The 20860-nt window shown below is 68.3% G+C and carries 17 protein-coding genes; 5 read left to right on the top strand and 12 right to left on the bottom strand.

Features of this window, described 5'->3' with window-relative positions:
- Window positions 1-35: 35 nt before the first annotated feature.
- The 3 genes from OG303_RS01800 to OG303_RS01790 form a co-directional block, all read right to left on the bottom strand.
- Window positions 36-1202 (bottom strand): epoxide hydrolase family protein, encoded by a 1167-nt coding sequence (locus tag OG303_RS01800; protein ID WP_405863995.1) that lies wholly within the window; start codon window positions 1200-1202, stop codon window positions 36-38.
- A gap of 612 nt (window positions 1203-1814) precedes the next feature.
- Window positions 1815-2831: an NADP-dependent oxidoreductase gene (locus OG303_RS01795; protein ID WP_405863994.1), complete on the bottom strand. Its 1017-nt coding sequence runs from the start codon at window positions 2829-2831 to the stop codon at window positions 1815-1817.
- Between the two features lie 129 nt (window positions 2832-2960).
- On the bottom strand, window positions 2961-3542 hold the full coding sequence (locus tag OG303_RS01790) for a TetR/AcrR family transcriptional regulator (RefSeq protein ID WP_405863992.1): 582 nt from the start codon (window positions 3540-3542) through the stop codon (window positions 2961-2963).
- An 89-nt stretch (window positions 3543-3631) separates the two neighbouring features.
- Between OG303_RS01790 and OG303_RS01785 the strand changes: the two genes are divergently transcribed.
- Window positions 3632-4528 (top strand): TIGR03620 family F420-dependent LLM class oxidoreductase, encoded by an 897-nt coding sequence (locus tag OG303_RS01785; protein WP_405863991.1) that lies wholly within the window; start codon window positions 3632-3634, stop codon window positions 4526-4528.
- Between the two features lie 167 nt (window positions 4529-4695).
- Here OG303_RS01785 and OG303_RS01780 read toward each other — a convergent pair whose 3' ends face one another.
- The 7 genes from OG303_RS01780 to OG303_RS01750 form a co-directional block, all read right to left on the bottom strand.
- The gene (locus OG303_RS01780) at window positions 4696-6309 is read right to left on the bottom strand and encodes a 4-coumarate--CoA ligase family protein (protein WP_405863989.1); all 1614 of its coding nucleotides are present in this window, start codon (window positions 6307-6309) and stop codon (window positions 4696-4698) included.
- A 45-nt stretch (window positions 6310-6354) separates the two neighbouring features.
- On the bottom strand, window positions 6355-7242 hold the full coding sequence (locus tag OG303_RS01775) for an alpha/beta fold hydrolase (protein WP_405863987.1): 888 nt from the start codon (window positions 7240-7242) through the stop codon (window positions 6355-6357).
- Entirely contained in the window at window positions 7239-8759 is a 1521-nt protein-coding gene (locus OG303_RS01770) for a flavin-containing monooxygenase (protein ID WP_405863985.1), read from the bottom strand. Before OG303_RS01770 ends, OG303_RS01775 begins: the two co-directional genes overlap by 4 nt.
- Before the next feature lie 54 nt (window positions 8760-8813).
- On the bottom strand, window positions 8814-9761 hold the full coding sequence (locus tag OG303_RS01765; RefSeq protein WP_405863983.1) for a 3-hydroxyacyl-CoA dehydrogenase: 948 nt from the start codon (window positions 9759-9761) through the stop codon (window positions 8814-8816).
- A gap of 105 nt (window positions 9762-9866) precedes the next feature.
- Window positions 9867-10595: an alpha/beta fold hydrolase gene (locus tag OG303_RS01760; protein WP_405863981.1), complete on the bottom strand. Its 729-nt coding sequence runs from the start codon at window positions 10593-10595 to the stop codon at window positions 9867-9869.
- 678 nt (window positions 10596-11273) lie between these two features.
- On the bottom strand, window positions 11274-11768 hold the full coding sequence (locus tag OG303_RS01755; RefSeq protein WP_405863979.1) for a winged helix-turn-helix transcriptional regulator: 495 nt from the start codon (window positions 11766-11768) through the stop codon (window positions 11274-11276).
- A gap of 104 nt (window positions 11769-11872) precedes the next feature.
- Window positions 11873-12949 (bottom strand): AraC family transcriptional regulator, encoded by a 1077-nt coding sequence (locus OG303_RS01750; protein WP_405863977.1) that lies wholly within the window; start codon window positions 12947-12949, stop codon window positions 11873-11875.
- Between the two features lie 199 nt (window positions 12950-13148).
- Between OG303_RS01750 and OG303_RS01745 the strand changes: the two genes are divergently transcribed.
- The 4 genes from OG303_RS01745 to OG303_RS01730 all read left to right on the top strand — a co-directional run bounded on the left by OG303_RS01745 (window position 13149) and on the right by OG303_RS01730 (window position 18388).
- Entirely contained in the window at window positions 13149-14231 is a 1083-nt protein-coding gene (locus tag OG303_RS01745) for a zinc-binding dehydrogenase (protein WP_405863975.1), read from the top strand.
- A gap of 105 nt (window positions 14232-14336) precedes the next feature.
- Window positions 14337-14894, top strand: a complete 558-nt coding sequence (locus tag OG303_RS01740) for a 2,4'-dihydroxyacetophenone dioxygenase family protein (RefSeq protein WP_405863973.1) — start codon at window positions 14337-14339, stop codon at window positions 14892-14894.
- A 134-nt stretch (window positions 14895-15028) separates the two neighbouring features.
- Window positions 15029-16090, top strand: coding sequence for an alpha/beta fold hydrolase (locus tag OG303_RS01735; RefSeq protein ID WP_405863971.1), 1062 nt, complete (start codon window positions 15029-15031; stop codon window positions 16088-16090).
- A 135-nt stretch (window positions 16091-16225) separates the two neighbouring features.
- Window positions 16226-18388 carry a SpoIIE family protein phosphatase gene (locus tag OG303_RS01730; protein WP_405863969.1) on the top strand — a complete coding sequence of 721 codons (2163 nt, stop codon included), beginning with the start codon at window positions 16226-16228 and terminating at the stop codon, window positions 18386-18388.
- Window positions 18389-18427: 39 nt separating this feature from the next.
- Here the strand turns inward: OG303_RS01730 and OG303_RS01725 are convergent, their stop codons facing one another.
- A complete protein-coding gene (locus OG303_RS01725) occupies window positions 18428-19894 on the bottom strand; it encodes a class I adenylate-forming enzyme family protein (protein ID WP_405863967.1) in 1467 nt (488 codons plus the stop codon).
- A 35-nt stretch (window positions 19895-19929) separates the two neighbouring features.
- Complete coding sequence (locus OG303_RS01720) at window positions 19930-20853, bottom strand: alpha/beta hydrolase (RefSeq protein WP_405863965.1); 924 nt, start codon at window positions 20851-20853, stop codon at window positions 19930-19932.
- Between the last annotated feature and the right edge of the window lie 7 nt (window positions 20854-20860).

Raw genomic sequence — 20860 nt, 5'->3', positions numbered from 1 at the left:
GCGGGCCTGCGGGCGGGCGGCGTCGTCGAGTCGAGTCAGCGGGGCAGTTCGCGGAAGAAAGCGCGGATGTCGCCGACGAGGAGTTCGGGCTGTTCCATCGCGGCGAAGTGGCCACCGCGGTCGAACTCGGTCCAGTGCACGACGTGGGCGGCTCGTTCCGCGAAGGAGCGGATGGGTCCGACGTCGTGCGGGAAGACCGCGACGCCCAGCGGGGTGGGTGACCGCTCCGGGGAGGCCGTGGAGTGGGTGACCTCGTAGTAGAAGCGGGCCGATGAGGCGGCGCTGTTAGTCAGCCAGTACAGCGTGACGTCGGTGAGCACCCGGTCGCGGTCGACCGCGCCCCCGGGCAGGCCTTTGGGGTTGTCGGTCCATTCATGGAACTTCTCGGCGATCCAGGCGAGCTGCCCGGCCGGAGAGTCGGCCAGCGCGAACCCGATGGTCTGCGGCCGGGTCGCCTGAAGGGTGAAGTAACCGCCGCCGTCGGTCTGGGCTTGCATGTTGCGCTCGACTCGGGCCTTGTCGTCCGGCCCGAGGCCGCCCACCTCTTCGGGCGTGCCGAAGGACGCGGTTTCCATGAAGTTGACGTGCACGCCGATGACATGGTCGGCGTCGACGAGGCCGACTGCCCTGGAGACGATCGAGCCCCAGTCGCCGCCCTGGGCGCCGTAGCGGTCGTAGCCGAGGCGGGCCATCAGCTGCGCCCAGGCGCCGGCCACCCGGGTGGGGTCCCAGCCGCGTTCGGTGACCGGGTTGGAGAACCCGAAGCCGGGGATGGACGGGATGACCAGGTGGAAGGCGTCGGCGGGGTCGCCACCGTGCGCGCGCGGGTCGGAGAGCGGGCCGAGGACGTCCAGGAACTCGAGGAACGAGCCGGGCCAGCCGTGGGTGAGGACCAACGGGGTCGCGTCGGCCTCGGGGGAGCGGACGTGCAGGAAGTGGATGTTCTGGCCGTCGATCGTGGTGGTGAACTGCGGCAGTTCGTTCAGCCGCCGCTCCCAGACGCGCCAGTCGTAGGTGGTGCGCCAGTACTCGGCCAGCTCGGTCAGATACTCGACCGGGACGCCCATCTCCCATCCCGTGCCGGGGATCGCGTCGGGCAGCCGGACGCGGCTGAGACGTTCGCGGAGGTCGTCCAGGTCGGCCTGTGCTACGTCGATGCGGAACGGGCGGATGGCGTTGTCGCTGTCGGTTCTGCCTGTCATGTCCTCACTGCTTCCTGTGCTGGGAAGTGCGGGTGGGAGGTGATTCGCGCGCGTCTGGGCGTCGCGCCGGTACGAGAACCGGGCCGGGCCGCTAGTAGGTCACTCAGGGAGCAAAGGAGGGACCGCGGACCGGGAAGTCGGAGCATCACCCGAGGCGGGCCGTTGGCCGGGCTGTCGGCCTTGGGCCGGCGGGGCATCAGGAACGACGGCCCCGCCGCCGCGGCCGCTGCGCTGGCGCAGGCCCAGAGCGCGGGGATGAGCCCGTTCACGACCAGAGCGGCGGACCCGTGGCGGCCCTGGGGGGGGGAGAGAAGACGGCCGCCGGCGTCGTGACGCCGACAGCGCGGCCGACCTCGCGGACGCGATGCCCGCGGCCGGCGCGGCCCGTGCCCGGTTGGAGGCGTCATCCACACCCGCCGCGATCCGCGCTGCCGAGGGCGACGCGCGGCCGGCGAGGCGGGGGACAGACGGGACTCGTCGGGTCGGAAGCGACGCGGGTGGACGACGAGCGGGACTTCGGAACGATGTGCCGACCCGAGCGGGAGTTCGTGGCCGTGGAGGGGCCCGCCGTGTGCTCGGTGGGCCCCTCGGCCACTTGCCTGGGCGGCAGGTTTAGAGCTTGACGATCATCTTTCCGACGTTCTCACCCTGCATCATGGCGAAGAACGCGTCCAGGGTGTCGTCGAGACCCTCCCGCACCGTTTCGCGGTAGTGGAGCTTGCCCGTGGCGAGCCAGCCGCCGACCTCGCGGACGAAGTCCGGCTGGAGGTCCAGCTCTTCGCTCACCATGAAGGACAGGATGTCCGAACGGGTCACGGACAGGTTCCACAGGTTGCGCGGGCCGACGACCTTCTCGTCGTTGTACTGGGAGACCATCCCGCACAGCACGATCCGTGCGTGCAGCTTGAGGGCGCCGATCGCCGCCTCGAGGTGCTCGCCGCCGACGTTGTCGAAGAAGACATCGATGCCGTCCGGCGCGGCCTGGGCCAGTTGCTCGGCGACCGGCCCGTTCTTGTAGTTGAACGCCGCGTCGTAGCCGTACTCCTCGGCCAGCAGTTTGACCTTCTCGTCCGAGCCCGCGCTGCCGATGACCCGTCCGGCGCCCTTCAGCTTGGCGATCTGGCCGGCGATGCTGCCGACGGCTCCCGCTGCGCCGGAGAGGAAGACGGTGTCGCCCTCCTTGATCTTCGCGAACCGTTCAAGGCCGATGTACGCGGTGAGGCCGGTGACGCCGAGCACGCCCAGGTAGGCGCTGAGCGGCGCGAGATTCGGGTCCACCTTCTGGGCGGTCCCCGCGTCGAGGACCGCGTAGTCACGCCAGCCCAGGAAGTGCACCACGTGGTCGCCGGGCGCGAAGCCCTCGGCGTTGGAGGCCAGGACGCGGCCGACCGCAGGACCGTCCAGCGGCGCGTCCACGTCGTAGGGCTCGATGTACGACTTCTTGTCGCTCATCCGGCCGCGCATGTAGGGGTCGACCGAGAGGTACTCGTTGGCGACCAGGAGCTGCCCCGGGCCGAGCGCGGGGATGTCCACCTCGCGCAGCGAGAACTCCGACGCCTCCGGCCAGCCCTTCGGGCGGGAGTCCAGGTGCCAGGCGCGTGCGGTGGTGGGCAGGGTGTGCTCGGACATGTGGATCAAGTCCCTTCGTGGGAGGTTGGTGTTTTCATGAATGAACAGAAAGGTCTGTCTTGTTGACGGAAAAAGCCTGTCCTCGCGAAAGCGATTCAGGCATCCGCTGATCGGCCAGGCCCCGACGGGTCAGCCGGGTACCGGGCAGGCCACGTCCAGTAGCTCGCGTGCTGCTTGCTTTGCGGCCCCGGCGGCGGCGCCGGCGTGTTCGACGCGCGTTGCCGCCAGGGTGCCGTCGATGAGCAGCGTCAGCTGGAAGGCGAGCGTGTCGGGATCCCGGGCCCCGGCCGAGGTGGCCAGGTCGCGTACCCAGGCTCGTACGGCGTGTTTGTGCTCTGCTGCGACGGCGTGTACGGCGCTGCCGGGCAGGTACTCGGCCACCGCGTTTATGAACGCACAGCCCAGGCGGCCCTCTCGCGCAGTCTTTTCCAGCGCGACGAATACGCCGAAGAGCTGTTCGCGCGGGGTCTCTCCGCCCGCGAGTGCCGCTGAGCGCAGGTGGCGCCGCCAGTTGTCGTCCATCCGCCGCAGGTAGGCGATGACCACGTCGTCCTTGCTGGGGAAATGCTTGTACAGGGTGGCCTTGGCGACTCCCGACTCGGCGATCAGCCGGTCCACCCCCACGGCCTGGATGCCGTGGGCGTAGAACAGCGTGCTGGCGGTGTCGAGAATGCGGTCCCGGGCCGGGAGCCGCTTGGGTGCGGTGTCCATGAGGAGTAAGCTAACAGACAGGTCTGTCTACGGCAAGCGGTCGGCAGCGCTATGCATTGTGTTCGACCACGTACACGAGGAGATGTTCGATGGGCAGCATTGATGGACTGGATCTCGGGACGTTCGGGATCTACACCTTCGACTTCGAGGTCCAGCCGGCAGCGCGGATCCGGGAGTCGGTCCGGGAACTCGAGGAGCAGGGCTGGGGGGCGTTGTGGATTCCCGAGCTCCTCGGGCGCGACGCGTTCACGCACGCCGGGTTTTTGCTCTCCTCCACCGAGCGGCTGCGCATCGTCAACGGCATCGCACAGATCTGGTCACGCGGAGCTCAGTGGGCGTACGGCGCCGGTCTCCTGCTGGCCGACGCCTACCCCGACCGGCACGTGCTCGGTCTGGGTTTCGGCGGCGGAGGCGGCCCGGGGACCAAGCCCCTGGCGGCCATGACCGCCTACCTCGACGAGATGGACGCGCTGCGGACCCAGTCGCCCAACCCCCTGCCGAAGGCTCCGATGCGCCGCATCATGGCCGCGTACGGGCCCAAAATGCTTGAGCTGGCCAGCGAGCGCACGGCTGGCGCGCAGACCTATCACGTCAATGTTGCGCATACCGTGCAGGCGCGCGAGATCCTTGGGCCCGACGCGTTCCTGGGCGTCGAGCACGCGGTGCTGTTCGAGTCCGATCCTGACAAGGCCCGTGCGATCGCGCGCGAACACCTGCACATCTACCTGAACTCCCCTTACAACATCGCGAAGTTCCGTCGGCTGGGCTACTCGAAGGAGGAGATCGCCGGTGGCAGCGACCGCATCGTCGACGATCTCGTGTTCTGGGGCGACCTGGACACCATCGCCGAGAAGCTCCAGGCCCATGTCGCGGCCGGCGCCGATCATGTCGCGGTGCAAGTGATCGGGATCGAGCCGGGCGCATCCGCCATGCCGTACTGGCGCATGCTCGGCGAGGCGCTTCTGCCCCGGCGCGGCAACGCCTGATCTGCGGTTTGAGCAGGGCGCCGGGCCCGTGACAAGTCGCGGCGCCGGTGACCGGGCGAGCACGGGCAAGGCATTCCCGGCCTATCGCCGCGCTCGGGCGGACGACGCTTCGGAGCGGCCCACCGCACAGCCGCGCAGTGAGCCCCGCACCCGTCCCCGACCGTGTGTCACCCGGTCGGGGAACGGAGGTCCTTGCGAAGGATCTTGCCCGACGCGGACTTGGGGATGGCGTCGATGAACTCGACCCGCCGGACCTTCTTGTACGGGGCGACCTGGCCCGCGACGAACTCGATGACCTCGTCCGCGGTGAGGTCGGTGCCGGGCCGGCGGACGACGAACGCCTTGGGGATCTCCTCACCGTCGTCATCCGTGACGCCGACGACCGCGGCGTCTGCGACGGCCGCGTGGGTCAGCAGCAGGGCCTCCAGTTCGGCGGGCGGCACCTGGTAGCCCTTGTACTTGATCAGTTCCTTGAGTCGGTCGACGATGAACACCCGGCCGACGTGGTCGACCCTGGCGAGGTCGCCGGTGTGCAGGAACCCGTCGGAGTCGATCGTGGAGGCGGTCGCCTCCTCGTTGCCGAGGTAGCCGGTCATCACGTTCGGTCCCTTGACCCACAACTCGCCCGGCTCGCTCAGCCCCTCCGTGGGATAGGTGACCTCCTTACCCGTGGCGGGATCGACGATCATGTTGATCGTGTTGGGGACGGCCCATCCGCAGGAGTTCAGCGGCGCGACCTCACCGAAGCGTTCCTGGCCCCCGTCCGCGGGCATGATGTGGCTGACCGGGCTCAGTTCACTCATGCCGAAGCCCTGGAGCACCCGCACGTCCAGCCGCTCGGCCACGGCGGTGCCGAGTTCGGCGTCCAACGGCGCGGCGCCGGACAGGACGATGCGCAGTGCCGACATGTCGTACTGGTCGACCAGAGGATGCTTCGCCAGCGCCACCGCGACCGGAGGCGCGATGAAACCATGGGTGATCCGGTGTTCCTGGATGGTGTCCAGGAATGCGGTCAGATCGAACCGGGGCATGACCACGAGCGCCGCCCGCGCCTGCAACGCGGCGTTGAGCAGCACCGTCATGCCGTAGATGTGGAAGAACGGCAGCACCGCGAGAATCCTGTCGTCGGAATTCATCGCGAGCAGCTGCCGGATCTGCGCCATGTTGGCCACCAGGTTCCGGTGCGTGAGCATGACGCCCTTGGGGTTGCCGGTGGTTCCGGAGCTGTAGGGCAGGACGGCCAGGTGCGTGGCGGGATCGAAGTCGACCTGCGGTGCAGGGGCGCCCGAAGCCAGCAGGTCGTCGGCGTTCGGGTGTCCGGTGGCGGCCTCACCCTCGCCGTCCAGGACGATCAGCCGATCCGGCGCGATCCCGACCTTCCGTGCCGCCTCCTGTGCCTGCGGCAGCAACGCGCTGACGGTGATCAGCGTCGTCGCTTTCGCGTCGGTGAGCTGTTTGGCGATGTCGGGGGCGGTGAACAACGCGTTGATGGTGGTCGCGGTGGCGCCGGCCCGCAGAATGCCGTGGAAGGCCACGGCGAACAGGGATGAGTTGGGGGCCAGGAGGCCCACCACGTCCCCGACATCGATCCCGCGAGCGGCCAGCGCGCCCGCCATCGCGTTCACCTGCTCGATCAGCTCACGGTAGGTGGTCCGGGCGCCACCGGCCGTATCGATGAGCGCGATCCGGTCCAGATCCGTCTGGTCGATGTCTGTGAAAAGCAGGTCGAACACGCTTACTTCGGGGATGTGGACGGCGGGGAACGGGCTGGCGAAACCCATGGCTGGTCTCCATTGCTCATGAACAGGTGTCGGTGGTCGGGGTGATCAGGGGGTGGTCGCGGTGTCCCGAGGGAGGGCGTGTGTGAGGCGTTCCGTAGCGGTGAGGAACGCCAGGACGCGGGCGGCGAACTCGTCAGGGCACTCGATCTGCGGCATATGGCCGATCCCGGTGAGGAGATGGGATTCGGCATGCGGGAGCAGTCTGCGGGCGGAGTCGAGATGACGGGCGGGCAGAACTCGGTCGCGGTCGCCCCAGATGATCAGTGTGGGGCGGGGGTGCTGCATGACGCCGGCGGTCAGTTCGGTCCGCCAGCCGGGCTTGACACCGCGCACGGTGGCGAGTTCCCGGGCGGTCTCCAGCAGCACGGCGTTCGCGTCGGGCCGTCGGGCGATGGCCAGGGCGTGGTCGACGCGTGCTCCGGTGGCCAGTGCCGGGTCGGCGAAGGGCAGTCGTTCGGACATCCGGGTGCCGGCGCGGGTGGGGCGTCGGGTGGCGAGACGGCCGAGGACGGGGACGGCCAGCAGCCGCATCGGGAGCGCGACCTCGGCCCCGAAGCCGGCGCTGTTGACCAGCACCAGGGCGGCCACCCGGGCCGGATCGAGGACGAGCAACTGCTGTGCGACCGCGCCGCCGAGAGAGTTGCCGACCACGTGCAGCGGTCGCTGCTCACCGAGGACGTCAAGCGTGTCGATCACTCCGCGTGCCAGCACCTTCAGCGTGGTGGGTTCGGGGGAGCGGTCGGAGAACCCGAAGCCCGGAAGGTCGAGGGCGATCAACCGATGTCCCCGGACAAGGCGTGGGTACTGCGGAGCCCAGTCCTCGAGACTGCGGCCGATGCCGTGCAACAGCAGCACGGGCGGGTTGGCCGGGTCACCCGCGATACGGACGCGGGTGCGCCGACCGTTGACGGACAGGAAAGCGGGGGTGCTCATGCCGCTGTTTCCCTGGGTGCCGCATTCGAGCCCACCACGGTGGCGGTGAACTTCAGCGCGGGGTCCTCGACCGGGCCGGTGGCCAGCCGGGCTCGGTCGAGCGCGTAGTCCTGGCTCACCGTCCACGGGCCGTAAGAGCCCTGCTGCGGGAACAGATGCATGGCGCGGTTGATGTATGCCGTGTCCATGTCGAGGAACGGCTTTCCGGTGAGCGTCGAGTCGTCGGCGACCGGGGTGACGGTGGCGTAGCCGTGCCGGTCCATGTGGGCGAGCAGCCGGCACAGGTGATCGGAGACCAGATCGACCTTGAGCGTCCACGCGTTGGTGGTGTAGCCGAGCGCGAACGCGAAGTTGGGCACGCCGCTGACCATCATGGACTTGTAGATGAAGTGGTCGTGGAGATTGACGGCCTGCCCGTCGACGTGCAGAGCGATCCCGCCGAAGGGCAGCATGTTCAGCCCGGTGGCGGTGACGATGACGTCGGCGTCGAGTTCGGTACCCGACTCGAGCAGGATCCCGCCTTCGGTGAACCGCACGATGCGATCGGTGACCACGGATGCCGCACCGCTGGAGATGGCCTTGAACAGGTCGGAGTCCGGGACCACGCACAGCCGCTGGTCCCACGGGTTGTAGTGGGGGTTGAAGTGGGTGTCGACCGCGTAACCCTCGGGAAGCGCGCCGGCGTTGAACTTGCGGATCAGACGGCGCATCTGCTTCGGGTAACGTCGGCTGGCGGCCAGGATCAGGCGCTGACGGTTGATGTTGAACCGACGTGTGACCCGCCACGCGACCGTCTCCGGCAGCAGCCGGCGCAGCGTGTTGGCGATCGGGTCCTGGCGCGGCACCGGCAGCACGTACGACGGTGAGCGCTGCAGCATCGTGACGTGACCCGCCTTCTCGGCCATCGACGGCAGGAGCGTCACTGCGGTGGCGCCGCTGCCGATGACGACGACCTCCTTGCCGGTGTAGTCAAGATCCTCCGGCCACTGCTGCGGGTGGACGACCGGGCCGCGGAAGTCCTCGCGCCCCTCGAAGTGCGGGGTGTATCCGCCGGCGTAGTCGTAGTAGCCGGCGGCGGAGAACAGCACGCCGCACGTGACATCGAACCGCTCGCCGTCGCTGGTGCGCTCGAGTGTGACGGTCCAGCGCGCCTCGTCGGACGAGAAGTCCGCGCTGAGCACCTTGTGGCCGAGGTGCAGGTGCCGGTCGAGGCCGTCGTCGGTGATTGCCTCGTGCAGGTAGTCGAGGATCTCGTGGGCGTCGGCGATGGCGTTGTCCTTGGTCCACGGCTTGAACTCGAAGCCGAAGCTCTGCATGTCGGCGTCGGACCGGATGCCCGGGTAGCGGAACAGGTCCCAGGTCCCGCCGATCGCGTCGCGGCCGTCGACGATGGCGAACGTCCGGCCCGGCTGCTTCGTCTTCAGGTGGTGACCCAGGTCGATGCCGGAGATGCCGGCGCCGACGATCAGCACGTCGACGTGGTCCAGTCTCCGCGTCACCTCAGCGGCTGCGCTCATGTCGGTTTCCTTCGTTCGGTGGGGTGTTCGTGACAAGCCGAGAGAGGGGCGTGGTCACTGGGACGAGATCAAGGACACGATGTCCGGGACGACGGAGATGTCCGGGACGTCGAGGAAGCCGGGACGCTGGTAAGCGGGGTCGGGGTAGTCGTAGTAGCCCTTGCCGGTCTGTACTCCGAGCAGTCCGTGGTCCAGGAAGTTCTTCTTGACGTAGTCGGCGTTGGCGCTCATCTGCGCATCGCCGCTCTCCCTTCCCCAGTGGGAAAGGACGTCGTACACGGTCTTCATGCCGACCATGTCCATCATGCCCAGCGGCCCGAATCTGGCGCCGGTGTACAAGAACGTGCGGTCCACGTCCTCGGGGGTGGCGACTCCGTTGGTCACGAGGGTCTGCGCGGCGTTGAGGAAGGGAACCAGCCACGTGTTGACGACGTACCCGTTCTGTTCCTTGCGCACGGGGATCGGCAGCATGCCGATCTCGACGGCGAACTCCGTCACCTCGGTGAGAGTCCCTGTCGACGTACCCGGGTGAGCCATGATCTCGGCGAAGTTCATCGCCCAGATCAGGTTGGAGAAGTGGAGGGCGCAGAACTTCTCCGGACGGCCGGTGGCCGAGGCGAAGTCCCTGGGGAGCAGTGTCGAGGAGTTCGTCGCGACGAGGGTGTCCGCAGGCAGGAGTTCGGCCATCTCCGTGTACACGGCCGTCTTCACCTCCGGGATCTCCGGCACCGCCTCGATCACCAGGTCCGCCTGTACGACCGCGGCAGCAAGGTCGGTGCTGTACGTCAGTCGCTCCTGAGTGGCGGCGATGTCCGCGGCGTCGGCGCCGACGTCCGACAGATAGATGGCGGCGTACTGGTCGTGCGCGGCCCGGCAGTGCTCGATGGCGTCCGGCGCGATGTCGTACACCGTGACGGTCTTGCCCTTGAACGCGCTGTGCCAGGCGATCTGTCCGCCCAGCACACCCGAGCCCAGGACGGTTACTTGGTCGAGTCTGGACATAGCTCTCGCATCCTTCTGCTGGCAGGAGTTCGGAAGAGGCGGGAGCCGGCACGGTTCACGCCGATCGAGTCGACCGCGCCGGCACACTCGCTCCGTAGGCGATGGCTAGGCCTGGACGCTTTTCCAGTGCCGTGTCAGTGCGGCGGCGACTTCCCGCGGCTGCTGGAGCGGCGTCCAGTGTCCGCTGTCCAGCTTGAGAAGGCTCGTCGCCCTGACGCTCCTCGCGACGGCGTCGGCGCGCTCCACCGGCTCGAACTGGTCGTCGGTGCCCCAGAACACGAGGGAGGGGCTGGTGATGTCGGCCAGAGCGGGCTCCCACTCCGACCACACATCGACCGCCGAGCGGTAGAGGCGAAGGATGCTGTCCTTCATCACGGCGTCCAGACGGCCCGCGTTCTCCTCGGCACGCCGGGCGGGCACGCCGTTGGCCTGCAGCAGCTCGCTCAACTGCGAGGCGCCGAACTCGGCCATCCACTGCTCTCCGACCTCGGGGGTCTGCCAGATCTTCGCGATGGAGTGCCACTCGTCCGTACCGGAGATCGAAGCGTCGCCGCCGGCCCAGGTCCTCACCAGGTCGGGACGCAGCGAGGCGACTCGGGAGGTGAGGACGCAGCCCCAGTCATGGCCAACGAGGTCGACCGGGCTGGCGATTTCCTCCAGTTGGGCGATGATCCAGTCGGCGTACTCGTCCTTGGTGGCGGTGAAGCCTTTCGGCACGGGGCTTGCGAAGCCGGGCAGGGCGAGTGCGATGACATCGGTCCGCGTCAGGTGGTCAAGGACGTCGTCCCATACGTGGTGGGTGTCTGGAACGCCATGAACGAATACGGCAGGCAATGGATCTCTCCAGTCGACTGATGATGCCCAGGGGGGCTGTGGTTCGGACTTGGCGCCGGGGAAGCCAAGGCCAACGGGATCCGCTGCAGGGCAGGACTGTTCACGGGGCCGACCTGCAAGGTCACGAGAGCGCGGGCAACTCCGCGACTGGCGATCCGGGTGGGCGCCGACGCGGGCGGTGTTCGTCCGTCAGGTCTGTGTGAGGGACGGCGACAGCGAGACGCTGTTCTCGACGGAGGTGCTCAACGGGCGTCCGGTGTCGAGTGGTTGATCGCCCAGAGGTACGGTGCGCCGGTAGTAGGGCTGGCACCGTGCGGGTCACTGCGGGGCACTGAATCCGGCATCCGTGGTGACGGCCCTGCCGGTGGCTGCCGGAAAGAACTGCTGCGTGATGGTGGGTTGTTCACCCCGGTCGAGCCGTAACGGATCACTTCGGCGGCTCGACGTGATCGTTGCGTGGTCCTGATCGGCGGCTCGGCCGCTTGCTGAAGCGCTCATGGCACACCTCGTTGTGTGACTGGCCCCGCCTTGGCGGTGGCCGGTGGAGCGGTGCTCGGCCATCTGACCCGAGCCGACGGCCCACGTGCTCATCCTCGCTTGCGGGCTTGAGGGCACACATTAGGAGAGTCACTACCATCATGCAAGTAACTGGTTGTTGTGAGGGTGATCACCGCGGGTTCACGAGGCGTGCTCGTTCCTCCGCTCGAGTACGGCTCGGAGCCGGTCGTCCGCGGACGGTCCCGGCAGGAACATGGTGTGCTCCTCGTCGATGGGGCGGCCGGTCGCACGGTCGATGAACAGCGGATCGATGTCGGTGCCGGACTCCTTGTCCACCAGGCGGACGTTCGGCGCCGCCGGGGGGAAGTGGTTGCTGCCGAAGGCGTAGAGGGCGATGAGTACCGGTTGGAAAGCATGTCCGGCCTCGGTGAGCACGTACTCGTCGCGCGGAGGGCGTTCGCTGTAGCGGCGGCGCTCGAGGAGGCCGGCCTCAACGAGTGCGCCGAGTCGGCGGGTCAGCGAGTTCGGCGAGATGCCCAGGCTCTTCTGGAACCCGTCGAACCGGGTGATGCCGTGTGTCGCGTCGCGCAGGATGAGGATGCTCCACCACTCACCGACCTGCTCCAGCGCCAGCGCGACCGGGCAGTCCATGCCCTGAAAGCTCTTCCGTTCCATGATGGAAGTCTACGGATGAGTCATCGCTGTGAGTCAGTCCGTACGTCGGCCTGTGTCCTGGCAGCTGGGTGACGGGGAGGCTTCCAGGCCGCCGCCGTTGATGATCAGGATGGCGGCGATGGACTTGTGGGCGGCGTTGGCCAGGCCGCGCCGCGTGCTGGAGACGGCCGGGTCGACGCGGACTCCGGCGCGCCTCGTCGTCGCGCGCGCAGCTGTCTGGGCGATTCTCCGTACCACCTTCGGCAGGCTCGTGTGTAGCTGCTGGTCTCGGAGTAGCCGAGCATGGTCGCGATCTGAGAGATCTGCATGCCGGTGGCGGAGAGGTCCCACGCCATGTCGCGCCGCACGTCGTCGAGGATCTCCTCGAAGGACGTGCCCGACTCGGCGAGCCTGCGCTGAAGTACCCGCGGGTGCAGGGACATCGCCCTTGCGACCGCGACAAGGCTGGCGTGGTTGACGACCAGGAGCCGCCGGGTCATGTCTCGTACGTGATCGGCGACTGCCAGGTCGGGTCGTATGCCGACGAGGTAGTTCTCGGCCAGGGCCAGCGCGGCGGCGTCCCGGCCGCGGATCGGCTGGTTCAACGAGTGAAGGGGCAGGTGCACCGAGTTGACCTCCCGCTCGAACTCGACGTGACACCCGAACATCTCGCGATAGTTCTGCATGGGTGCGATGCGGCGGTGCTGCACCGTGACCCGGAGCGGAACGAAGTTCTCCCCGAGCATCAACTGGAAAGCGTCCATCGCGATGCCGAGGCCCTTCTCGATCATCTGGTCGTGATGAGCGAGTCGTCGCAGGTTGGTCGAGTACGTGAAAACCGCCGCCTGCGGTTCCCGGATCAGCGCGGTGGAGTCGGGGGGCGCGAGGTGGTGCAGGCACCGCGAGACTCCCTCGATCGCCGCCTCCACGGTTTCCGCGTTGCGGATGATGACCGCGACGGGACCCAGCATCCGGATGCCCTGCCTGCGGGCCAGCCGCATCCCGAAATCGGGGCAGTGGAGCTCCTCGGCCGCGTCTCCGATCACAGCGGCCACGGACGGGTAGGGGAGAAACGTGTTGTAGTCGCCAGCCGCCGCGGGGTCGATGCCGTGGGAGCGCATGAGCGCGTCGGGGTCGCCGCCGAGGTCGGCCACCAGCTCGGCGACGTCGAGGAGCGCGAGACCACGGATCAGACTGGTCACAGTCGTCAAGTGTCAACTAATAGTCGCGTCAGGACAAGTTTCAGTGCCTCTGTCGGTGCCAGCATCCAAATCGGCGTCACCTCGCCAGCGTGACGATCTCCGTCTTCGAGGAAGCAGACAGAGTTATGCGAAACAACGTTCATGCAGCACAAACCCTCGTCGCCAGCGGTCGCTGCGACACCGGTGCGAGGAGCATCTCATGTCGATGAAAGCAGTCGTCATGATCAACAGCGGTCTTGAGGTGGCCGAGGCGCCGCTCCCACAGCCCGGCCCCGGCGAGGCCCTCGTCAAGGTTCTCGCGGCGGGAATCTGCGGCAGTGACCTGCACTGTGTCACCCATGGCGCCCAGCTGCTCGACAGCGCCAAGGAGGCAGCCGGAGTCGAGCTCTTCAAGCTGGACGAGCCGGTCGTCCTCGGCCACGAGTTCTGCGCCGAGATCGTCGAGTACGGTCCCGGCTGCCGCGAGACGCTCGCCCCCGGCAGCCGCGTCGTCTCGGTGCCCTTCCTGCTCCGGCCGGAACCCGTGACCATCGGCTTCGGGGGGCCCAGTACCCCCGGTGCGTACGCCGAGTACATGCTCCTGTCCGAGGACCTTCTCGTTCCGGTGCCCGACCACGTGCCCGACGACCTCGCCACCCTGGCCGAACCGCTCGCGGTCGCCCTGCACGCCGTCAACCGCGGCGGACTGGGACCCGACGACGTGCCACTCGTGATCGGCTGCGGCCCGATCGGGCTCGCGGTGATCGCGGTCCTGAAGATGCGGGGCATCGGTCCGATCGTGGCGTCGGACTTCTCTCCGTCGCGCAGGGCGATGGCCACCGCCCTCGGCGCCGACGTCGTGGTCGACCCGCGTGAGACGTCGCCCTACGAGTCGTGGCAGGAGGTCGCCGCCTCGTCCGACGCGACGAAGTGGGGCCGTCAGACCCCGATGTTCCCCGGGGCGGGGTTCCGTCCGTCCGTCATCTTCGAGTGCGTCGGCGTCCCCGGAATCATCCAGCAGATCCTGGCCGGAGCCGCGGCCTGCTCGAAGGTCGTCGTCGCGGGCCTGTGCATGGTGCAGGACTCCTTCTACCCGAGCTTCGCGATCATGAAGGAGATCGACCTGGCCTTCTGCATCTCCTACACCCCCGAGGAGTTCGCCCAGGCCCTGGGACACATCGCCGCCGGGGAGCTGCAGGTCGAGGCGTTCATCACCAGTCGCGTCACGCTCGACGACGTGCCCGAGGCCTTCGCGAGGCTGGCCGACCCCGAGAAGGACGCCAAGATCATCGTCATTCCGTGAGCTGATCCGCATCCGAGCCGCCCTTCCGTCGCCCGCCGACGTCAGGACCCACGTAGGGACAGTAGAGACCCGCGTCGGGACCCGCGTCGGTGGACCGCGGCAACCATGAGAAAGCAGGCACCCACCATGACCACCACCGCCGAACTGACCGCCAACAAGGTCCCTGTCAACTCGCTCCCGCAGACCGAACTGCTCACAGTCAACGTGAACGACATCCCCGTCCTGAAGGACTCCCTGGGCCCCGGGATCGACTTCCAGCCGCTCTTCCTCGACCCCGAGATCGGGGTCTGGGCGATCATCGGCACCTTCGCTCCCGGTGTGGAACTGCCCATCCACCTCCACACCGGCCCGGTGCACGGTTACACCCTGAAAGGGGAGTGGATCTACAAGGAGTACCCGGACCAGCCCCAGACCGCAGGGTCGTACCTGTACGAGCCGGCCTCCTCGGTCCACACCTTCAAGGTGCCCGAGACGACCACCGAGCCCACGGTCGTGCTGTTCATCATCTACGGAGCCAACGTCAGCTTCACCGAGGAGGGCCAGTTCCACTCGGTCCTCGACGCTGTCACCGTCCAGAAGCTGACCGAGCAGTGCGCACAGGCTCAGGGCCTGGGTGCCGTCAAGTACCTGACCGGTGGCACGGCGAAGTTCAGCGACGCGTAACCGCGACCGGCGGTGCGGGCATCGGGACGAGACGGCGAACCGATGCCCTCACCGCTGCCGCTCGGGGTGGCACGACGGGACCGTGCCACCCCGAGAAAACGTTTCTGCTCACAAGAGCGACATGGAGGCCGCCAATGCCCCTCTCCGAATGGGAAGAACGCACCGTCCGGGTCAACGGACAGCGCATCCACCTGCGGATCGCCGGTACGTCCGGCCCGATCGTCCTGATGGTCCATGGTTTCCCCGAGTCCTGGCACTCGTGGCGGCACCAGATGGACGTGCTGTCCGGCGCCGGCTACCGCGCGGTGGCCATGGACATGCGGGGATACGGCCGGTCGTCCAAACCCGCTGACATAGCGGCGTACCGGATCACCGAGTCGGTCGCGGACTGCGTCGGTGTCGTCGAGGCGCTGGGCGAGTCCAGCGCGGTGATCGTCGGCCACGACTACGGGGCTCCGGTGGCGTGGGCCTCGGCATGGACGCGGCCCGACGTCTTCCGCGGGGTCGTGGCGCTGGGTGTGCCGTTCGGTGGCCGGGCGCAGTCGGCGCTGCCGGGCAACGCCTTCGGTGAGCGGCGCCCGAGTGCGGTCGCCCGCGAGCTGGCGGGCCCGGACATGCTGTTCTACCAGGAGTACTTCTCGCTTCCTGGCGGCGTTGCGGAGCAGGTCATCGAAGCGGATGTGCGGTCGTGGGTCGTCAGCGGCCTCTACAGCCTGTCTGCGGACCGTCCCCTGCCTCCCGAGCTCGTCGGCGTCGACCTCACGTCGCTCCCGCCGGACTTTCTCCGGGAGTTCGTGCGGGCGGCCATGTGCGTGCCGCGGACGGAGGGGTTCGGCGCGATGCTGGAGATGCCGGAGAAGCTGCCCCACTGGATCGGCCAGGACGAGGTGGACTTCCTCGTGGCCGAGCTGGAGCACACCGGACTCACCGGCCCGTTGAACTACTACCGGACCGTCGATCTGAACTGGGAGGTCCTCGGCGAGTACCAGGACAGGCCGGTGACCGTGCCCGCGCTCTTCATCGGAGGAGACCGCGACGTGACGACGATCTGGAGCCAGGAGGCGATCGCCCGGATCGGGGAGAAGGTCCACGACCTGCGAGGATCGGTGATCCTTGCCGACTGCGGGCACTGGATCCAGCAGGAACAGCCTGAGGCGGTCAACAGGGAGATCCTCGGCTTCCTCGACAGTCTCTGATCCGGGAAGGGGCACCTGGCCGGGCTGGGTGGCGGCGGTGAGGGTCGTCGTCGCCCAGCCCCTCGGACGCGCAACCGCCCTGGGCGGAAAACGGGGAAGGTGCTCGCACACACCTTTGCCCGTACATTTTGGGTTATGGGAACCGACGCCCATGTCTTCCTTCGAGAGCTCGCCCGAGGGCTCCGGCCCCGATCGGACCAGCTGACCCAAGTGGTGCTACAGCGCTTGCGCAGCGAGCTTCCCGAGGTGTGGAAGTACGAGGACATCGCCGCTCTGGCGCCGGCGGGTCTGTCCGAGCATGTCGACACCGTTCTGGACTTTCTTGAGGGCGGCCGTGAACTGTCCGAGGTCACGACGCCGCCCGCGGCCATCGACTTCGCTTGCCGACTCGCTGAGCACGGGGTGCAGATCAGTGAGCTCCTGCGCGTCTACCGGCTCGTGCACGCGGGTCTGCTTCAGCTGCTCTATGAGGAGACGGGCCGTCTCACCAAGGACCCTGAGCTGATCAACGCGGTGACGATCGCACTCAGTGCGATGGGTTTCGAGTATGTCGATCGCACCTCGCAACAGGCGGTCACGGCGTACCAGAGGGCGCGCGACCGATGGTTGCAGCGGCGGCTGACCCTGATCAATGAGGCCGGCACACGGATCGGGACGACCCTGGACACCGCCCGCACCGCTCAGGAACTGGCGGATGTCGGCACTACCCACTTCGCCGACCTCGTCACCGTCGATCTTCTCGCCGCCGCCCTCCATGGGGAAGAGACGCACCCAGCAGACGATCCGCCGGTACTCCGTCGGATCGCACGATCCGTCTCCGACGGAGGCCCGGTCTCCCTAGTCGGCCCAGGGCCGACGCACGCGTACGAGGACGGGTCGGAGCCAGCGCTCGTGCTGGCCACCGGGCAACCCCTCCGGCTCGGCATCAAGGCCTCCGACGCGCCGACATGGCTGAAGGTGGACGCGGACCTTGCGGGCACCTCGGGCGCGGACGGCTTTCACTCCGTGCTCCTGGTCCCGCTGTGGGCCCGCGGAAATCCGCTCGGGCTGGCACAGTTCTGCCGCCGTCGAACGACGGATCCGTTCGACGACGACGATCTGCTCCTCGCCCAGGAGATCTCCTCCAGAGCGGCGGTAAACATCGACAACGCCCGTCGCTACACCCAGGAGCGTTCCACCGCGCTCACTCTCCAGCGCAGCCTGCTGCCGCAGCACGCGCCGGAGGAGCCCGCCGTCGAGACGGCCTCCCGGTACCTGCCCAGCGGATCCCGAGCGGGCGTGGGCGGTGACTGGTACGACGTGATCCCCCTCTCGGGAGCCCGCGTCGCGCTGGTCGTGGGCGATGTGGTGGGCCGCGGCCTCCAGGCTTCGGCCACCATGGGCCGTCTGCGCACGGCCGTCCGCACGCTTGCGGACATCGACCTGACCCCCGACGAGCTGCTGACACACCTCGATGACGTGGTCATCCGGATGCAGCGCACCGAGCAACGGGAGATGGACGAGATCAGCGCCACGTGTCTGTACGCGGTCTACGACCCGGTCTCCCGGGTGTGTTCCCTGGCCAGCGCCGGACACGTTCTGCCGGCCATGGTGACTCCCGGCGAGGCGGGAGCCGGCCGAGCGGTCGACTTTCCGGATCTGCCGATCGGTCCGCCACTCGGCCTCGGCGGACTCCCCTTCGAAACCGCCCAGGTCGAACTGCCACAGGGCAGTCTTCTGGTGCTCTACACCGACGGCCTCATCGAAAGCCGCGCTCGCGACGTGGATGCCTCTCTCGCGGTGCTGTCCGACGTTCTCGCCCGGGCACCCGCCTCGCTCGAGGAGACCTGCGACGGACTGCTCGAGGCACTGCTGCCCAGCCGCCCCGCCGATGACGTCGCTCTTCTCGTGGCACGAACCCGAGCGCTGGACGCCGACCACGTCGCCACACTGGATCTTCCCTCCGATCCGGCCGTGGTGTGTGAGGCGCGTGCCTTCGCATCCGAGCGGCTGGCCGCCTGGGGGCTGGAGGACATGGCCTTCACCACGGAGCTCGTGGTCAGCGAGCTGGTGACGAACGCCATCCGTTATGGCAGGAGCCCCATCCAACTGCGGATGATTTTCCAGTCCACCGTGACATGCGAGGTGTCCGACGCGAGCGGCACTGCCCCGCACCTGCGCCGTGCCCGGACCTTCGACGAGGGCGGCCGTGGACTGTTCCTGGTCGCTCAGCTCAGCGAGCACTGGGGCACGAGGCACAACCGCGAGGGCAAGGTCATCTGGGCGGAACAGTTGATTACGCCCGCCGATGCCGCCTGACTTCATGACGTCGGCGGCAGGCAGGGTACGCGGTGAAGGTCAGGAAACCGCCGCGTGGGCAGACCGCAGCGAGACCTTGTCGATCTTTCCGACCGCGTTCTTCGCGATGGCGTCCACCACGAAGAACGCGGTCGGACGCTTGTAGCCGGTGAGGCTGCGGGCGCAGAGCGCCTTGAGCGTCGCCGTATCGACAGTGACCCCGGGGCGCGGCTGGACGTAGGCGACGACCACCTCTCCCCACTTCTCGTCCGGCACGCCGATCACGGCGGCTTCCAGCACCGACGGGTCGCCCACGAGTACGTCCTCGATCTCCTTGGGGTAGATGTTCTCCCCACCACGGATGATCATGTCCTTCGAGCGCCCGACCAGCGTCAGATAGCCCTCGGCGTCGAGGTGACCCACATCGCCCGTGTGCAACCAGCCGTCGACGATGACCCTGGCCGTTTCGTCCGGACGGCCGAGGTACCCGCGCATGACGTTGGGGCCCTTCACGAGGACCTCACCGTCCGCGCCCGGCGCCACCTCGGTACCGTCGGCGTCGACGATCCGGATCTCCTGGCCGGGGAAGGGAAGCCCCACGGTGCCGGCGCGTCGCGGCCCGGCCACGGGGTTGATGGTGGAGCCGCAGGTTGCTTCGGACAGGCCGTACCCCTCGACCAGAGGGAACCGGTACCGGGCCTCGAAACGGGTCAGCAGCTCGGCCGAGGCAGGGGCGGCGCCGCAGACCCCGAACCTCAGCGAGGAAGTGTCGGGCCGAACGTCGTCCGGGAGCGCGGCGAGCATGCCGTAGATCGTCGGCACCGCGCTGAAGAAGGTCGGGCGCTCCTGCTCGACGAGGTCGAAGAAGCCGCGCGGATCGAACCGGCGGCCCGCGATGACGACGCTCGCGCCCACGAGCAGAGGAGTCAGGATGCTGACCACGATGCCGTTGACGTGGAAGAGCGGCAGGATCAGCAGGCACCGGTCCGCCGGTCCGAGCTCCAACGACAGGCGCCCCATCTCGACCATGGCGTCGATGTTGGCGTGGTCGAGCATCACGCCCTTCGGCACCCCGGTGGTGCCGCTGGTGTAGATGAGAAGGGCCAGCGCGGACGAGTCCGCATGCGGCGCGTGATCCGCCCCCACCGCTTCTTCGTACAGCGCGCCGATGGCGAGGACGGCAGGACCGTCGGTGACGGGCGCCGCGCGGTCCTCGACCACCAGCAGGCGCGCACCCGAGTCCGTCAGCTGCCGGTCCACCTCGACGTCGGTCATGCTCGGGTTGACCGGCGTGATGGTGGCGCCGATCCGCCAGGCGGCGAACAGCAGCAGGACGAACTCGAGGCGGTTCGTCAGCTTGAGTGCCACGACGTCGCCGGGACCGATCCCGAGGTCCTGGAGCTGACGCGCTGCCGCACGGACGCGATCCAGCAACTGGGTGTTGGTGAGCGACTGGCGCCCGTCCGAGACCGCTGGCCCATCGGGGTCGAGAGCGGCGCGACGGTCGGGCAGAGAAGCGAAGTTCATGTCGGGCGTACCTGTCTCGGTGTGATGAGGTCCGGTCAAGGAGTTGAAGCGGCGGGCGCCGGGTGCAGCTGGCGGGTGAGGAACTCGACCTGGTCACGGACCAGTTCCTCGAAGGTCTCGCCGGTGTAGAAGTCGAAGTGGCCGGCGTCGTACCTCTTGATCTCCCCCCTGGGCGCGGTGCGCGCGTACTTGAGGGTCTCGGCGGGAGGCGTGACGGAGTCGGTGTTGCTGACGCAGAAGAGGATCGGGACTGTGACCTTCTTCGCCGCGCGCCCCGGCCGGTAGGCGGCGATGGTCGGAATGACCCGTGCCGCCACCTCGTTGCGGAACTTCGTCCCCGGCGGCTGCAGCGCCTCGTAGCCGGGCAGCGCGTCCGCAGCGTTCATGAGGGCCGGCGAACCGGGGGCCGCGGCGATGGGGACCATCGCGGGGGCCTTGCCGAGCACCCTGGTCGCCAGATCGCGAGCGAGCACGGGCGTGATCCTGAGTGAGGCGACCGGGCCCAGCGCGAGCGCGGAGGCGAGGCCGTCGGTGAACGGGCACTGGGCCACGGCCGCGCGCAGTTCGGGATGGCATGCGGCGACGGTGATGGCGTGGCCACCGCCGAAGGAGCTGCCCCACACCGCGATACGGGTGCGGTCGACGTCACGGCGGGCCTTGACGTAGGCGAGGGCAGCGTCCCAGTCGGCGAGTTGACGCTTGATCGACAGGAGCTGGCGCGGGTGGCCGCCGCTGTCGCCGAAGTGCCGGTAGGTGAAGGCCACGGCGGCGATGCCGGCCTGCGCGAAGCGCTCGGCGAAGGCGTCCAGGCGCATCTCACGGGTGGCACCCAGGCCGTGCCCGAGAACGACGACGGGCGGGGACGTGACGCCCGTGGGGAGGTAGAGCCAGCCGGCGCACGAGCTGTCGCCGGAGGGGAACGTGATGTCGTGACGGGTGAAGGAGTGTGCGGTGCTCATCGTCGGC

The sequence above is a fragment of the Streptomyces sp. NBC_00005 genome, from assembly GCF_045160215.1.
GTDB lineage: Bacteria > Actinomycetota > Actinomycetes > Streptomycetales > Streptomycetaceae > Streptomyces.
This window is presented reverse-complemented; position numbering and strand designations above follow the sequence as displayed.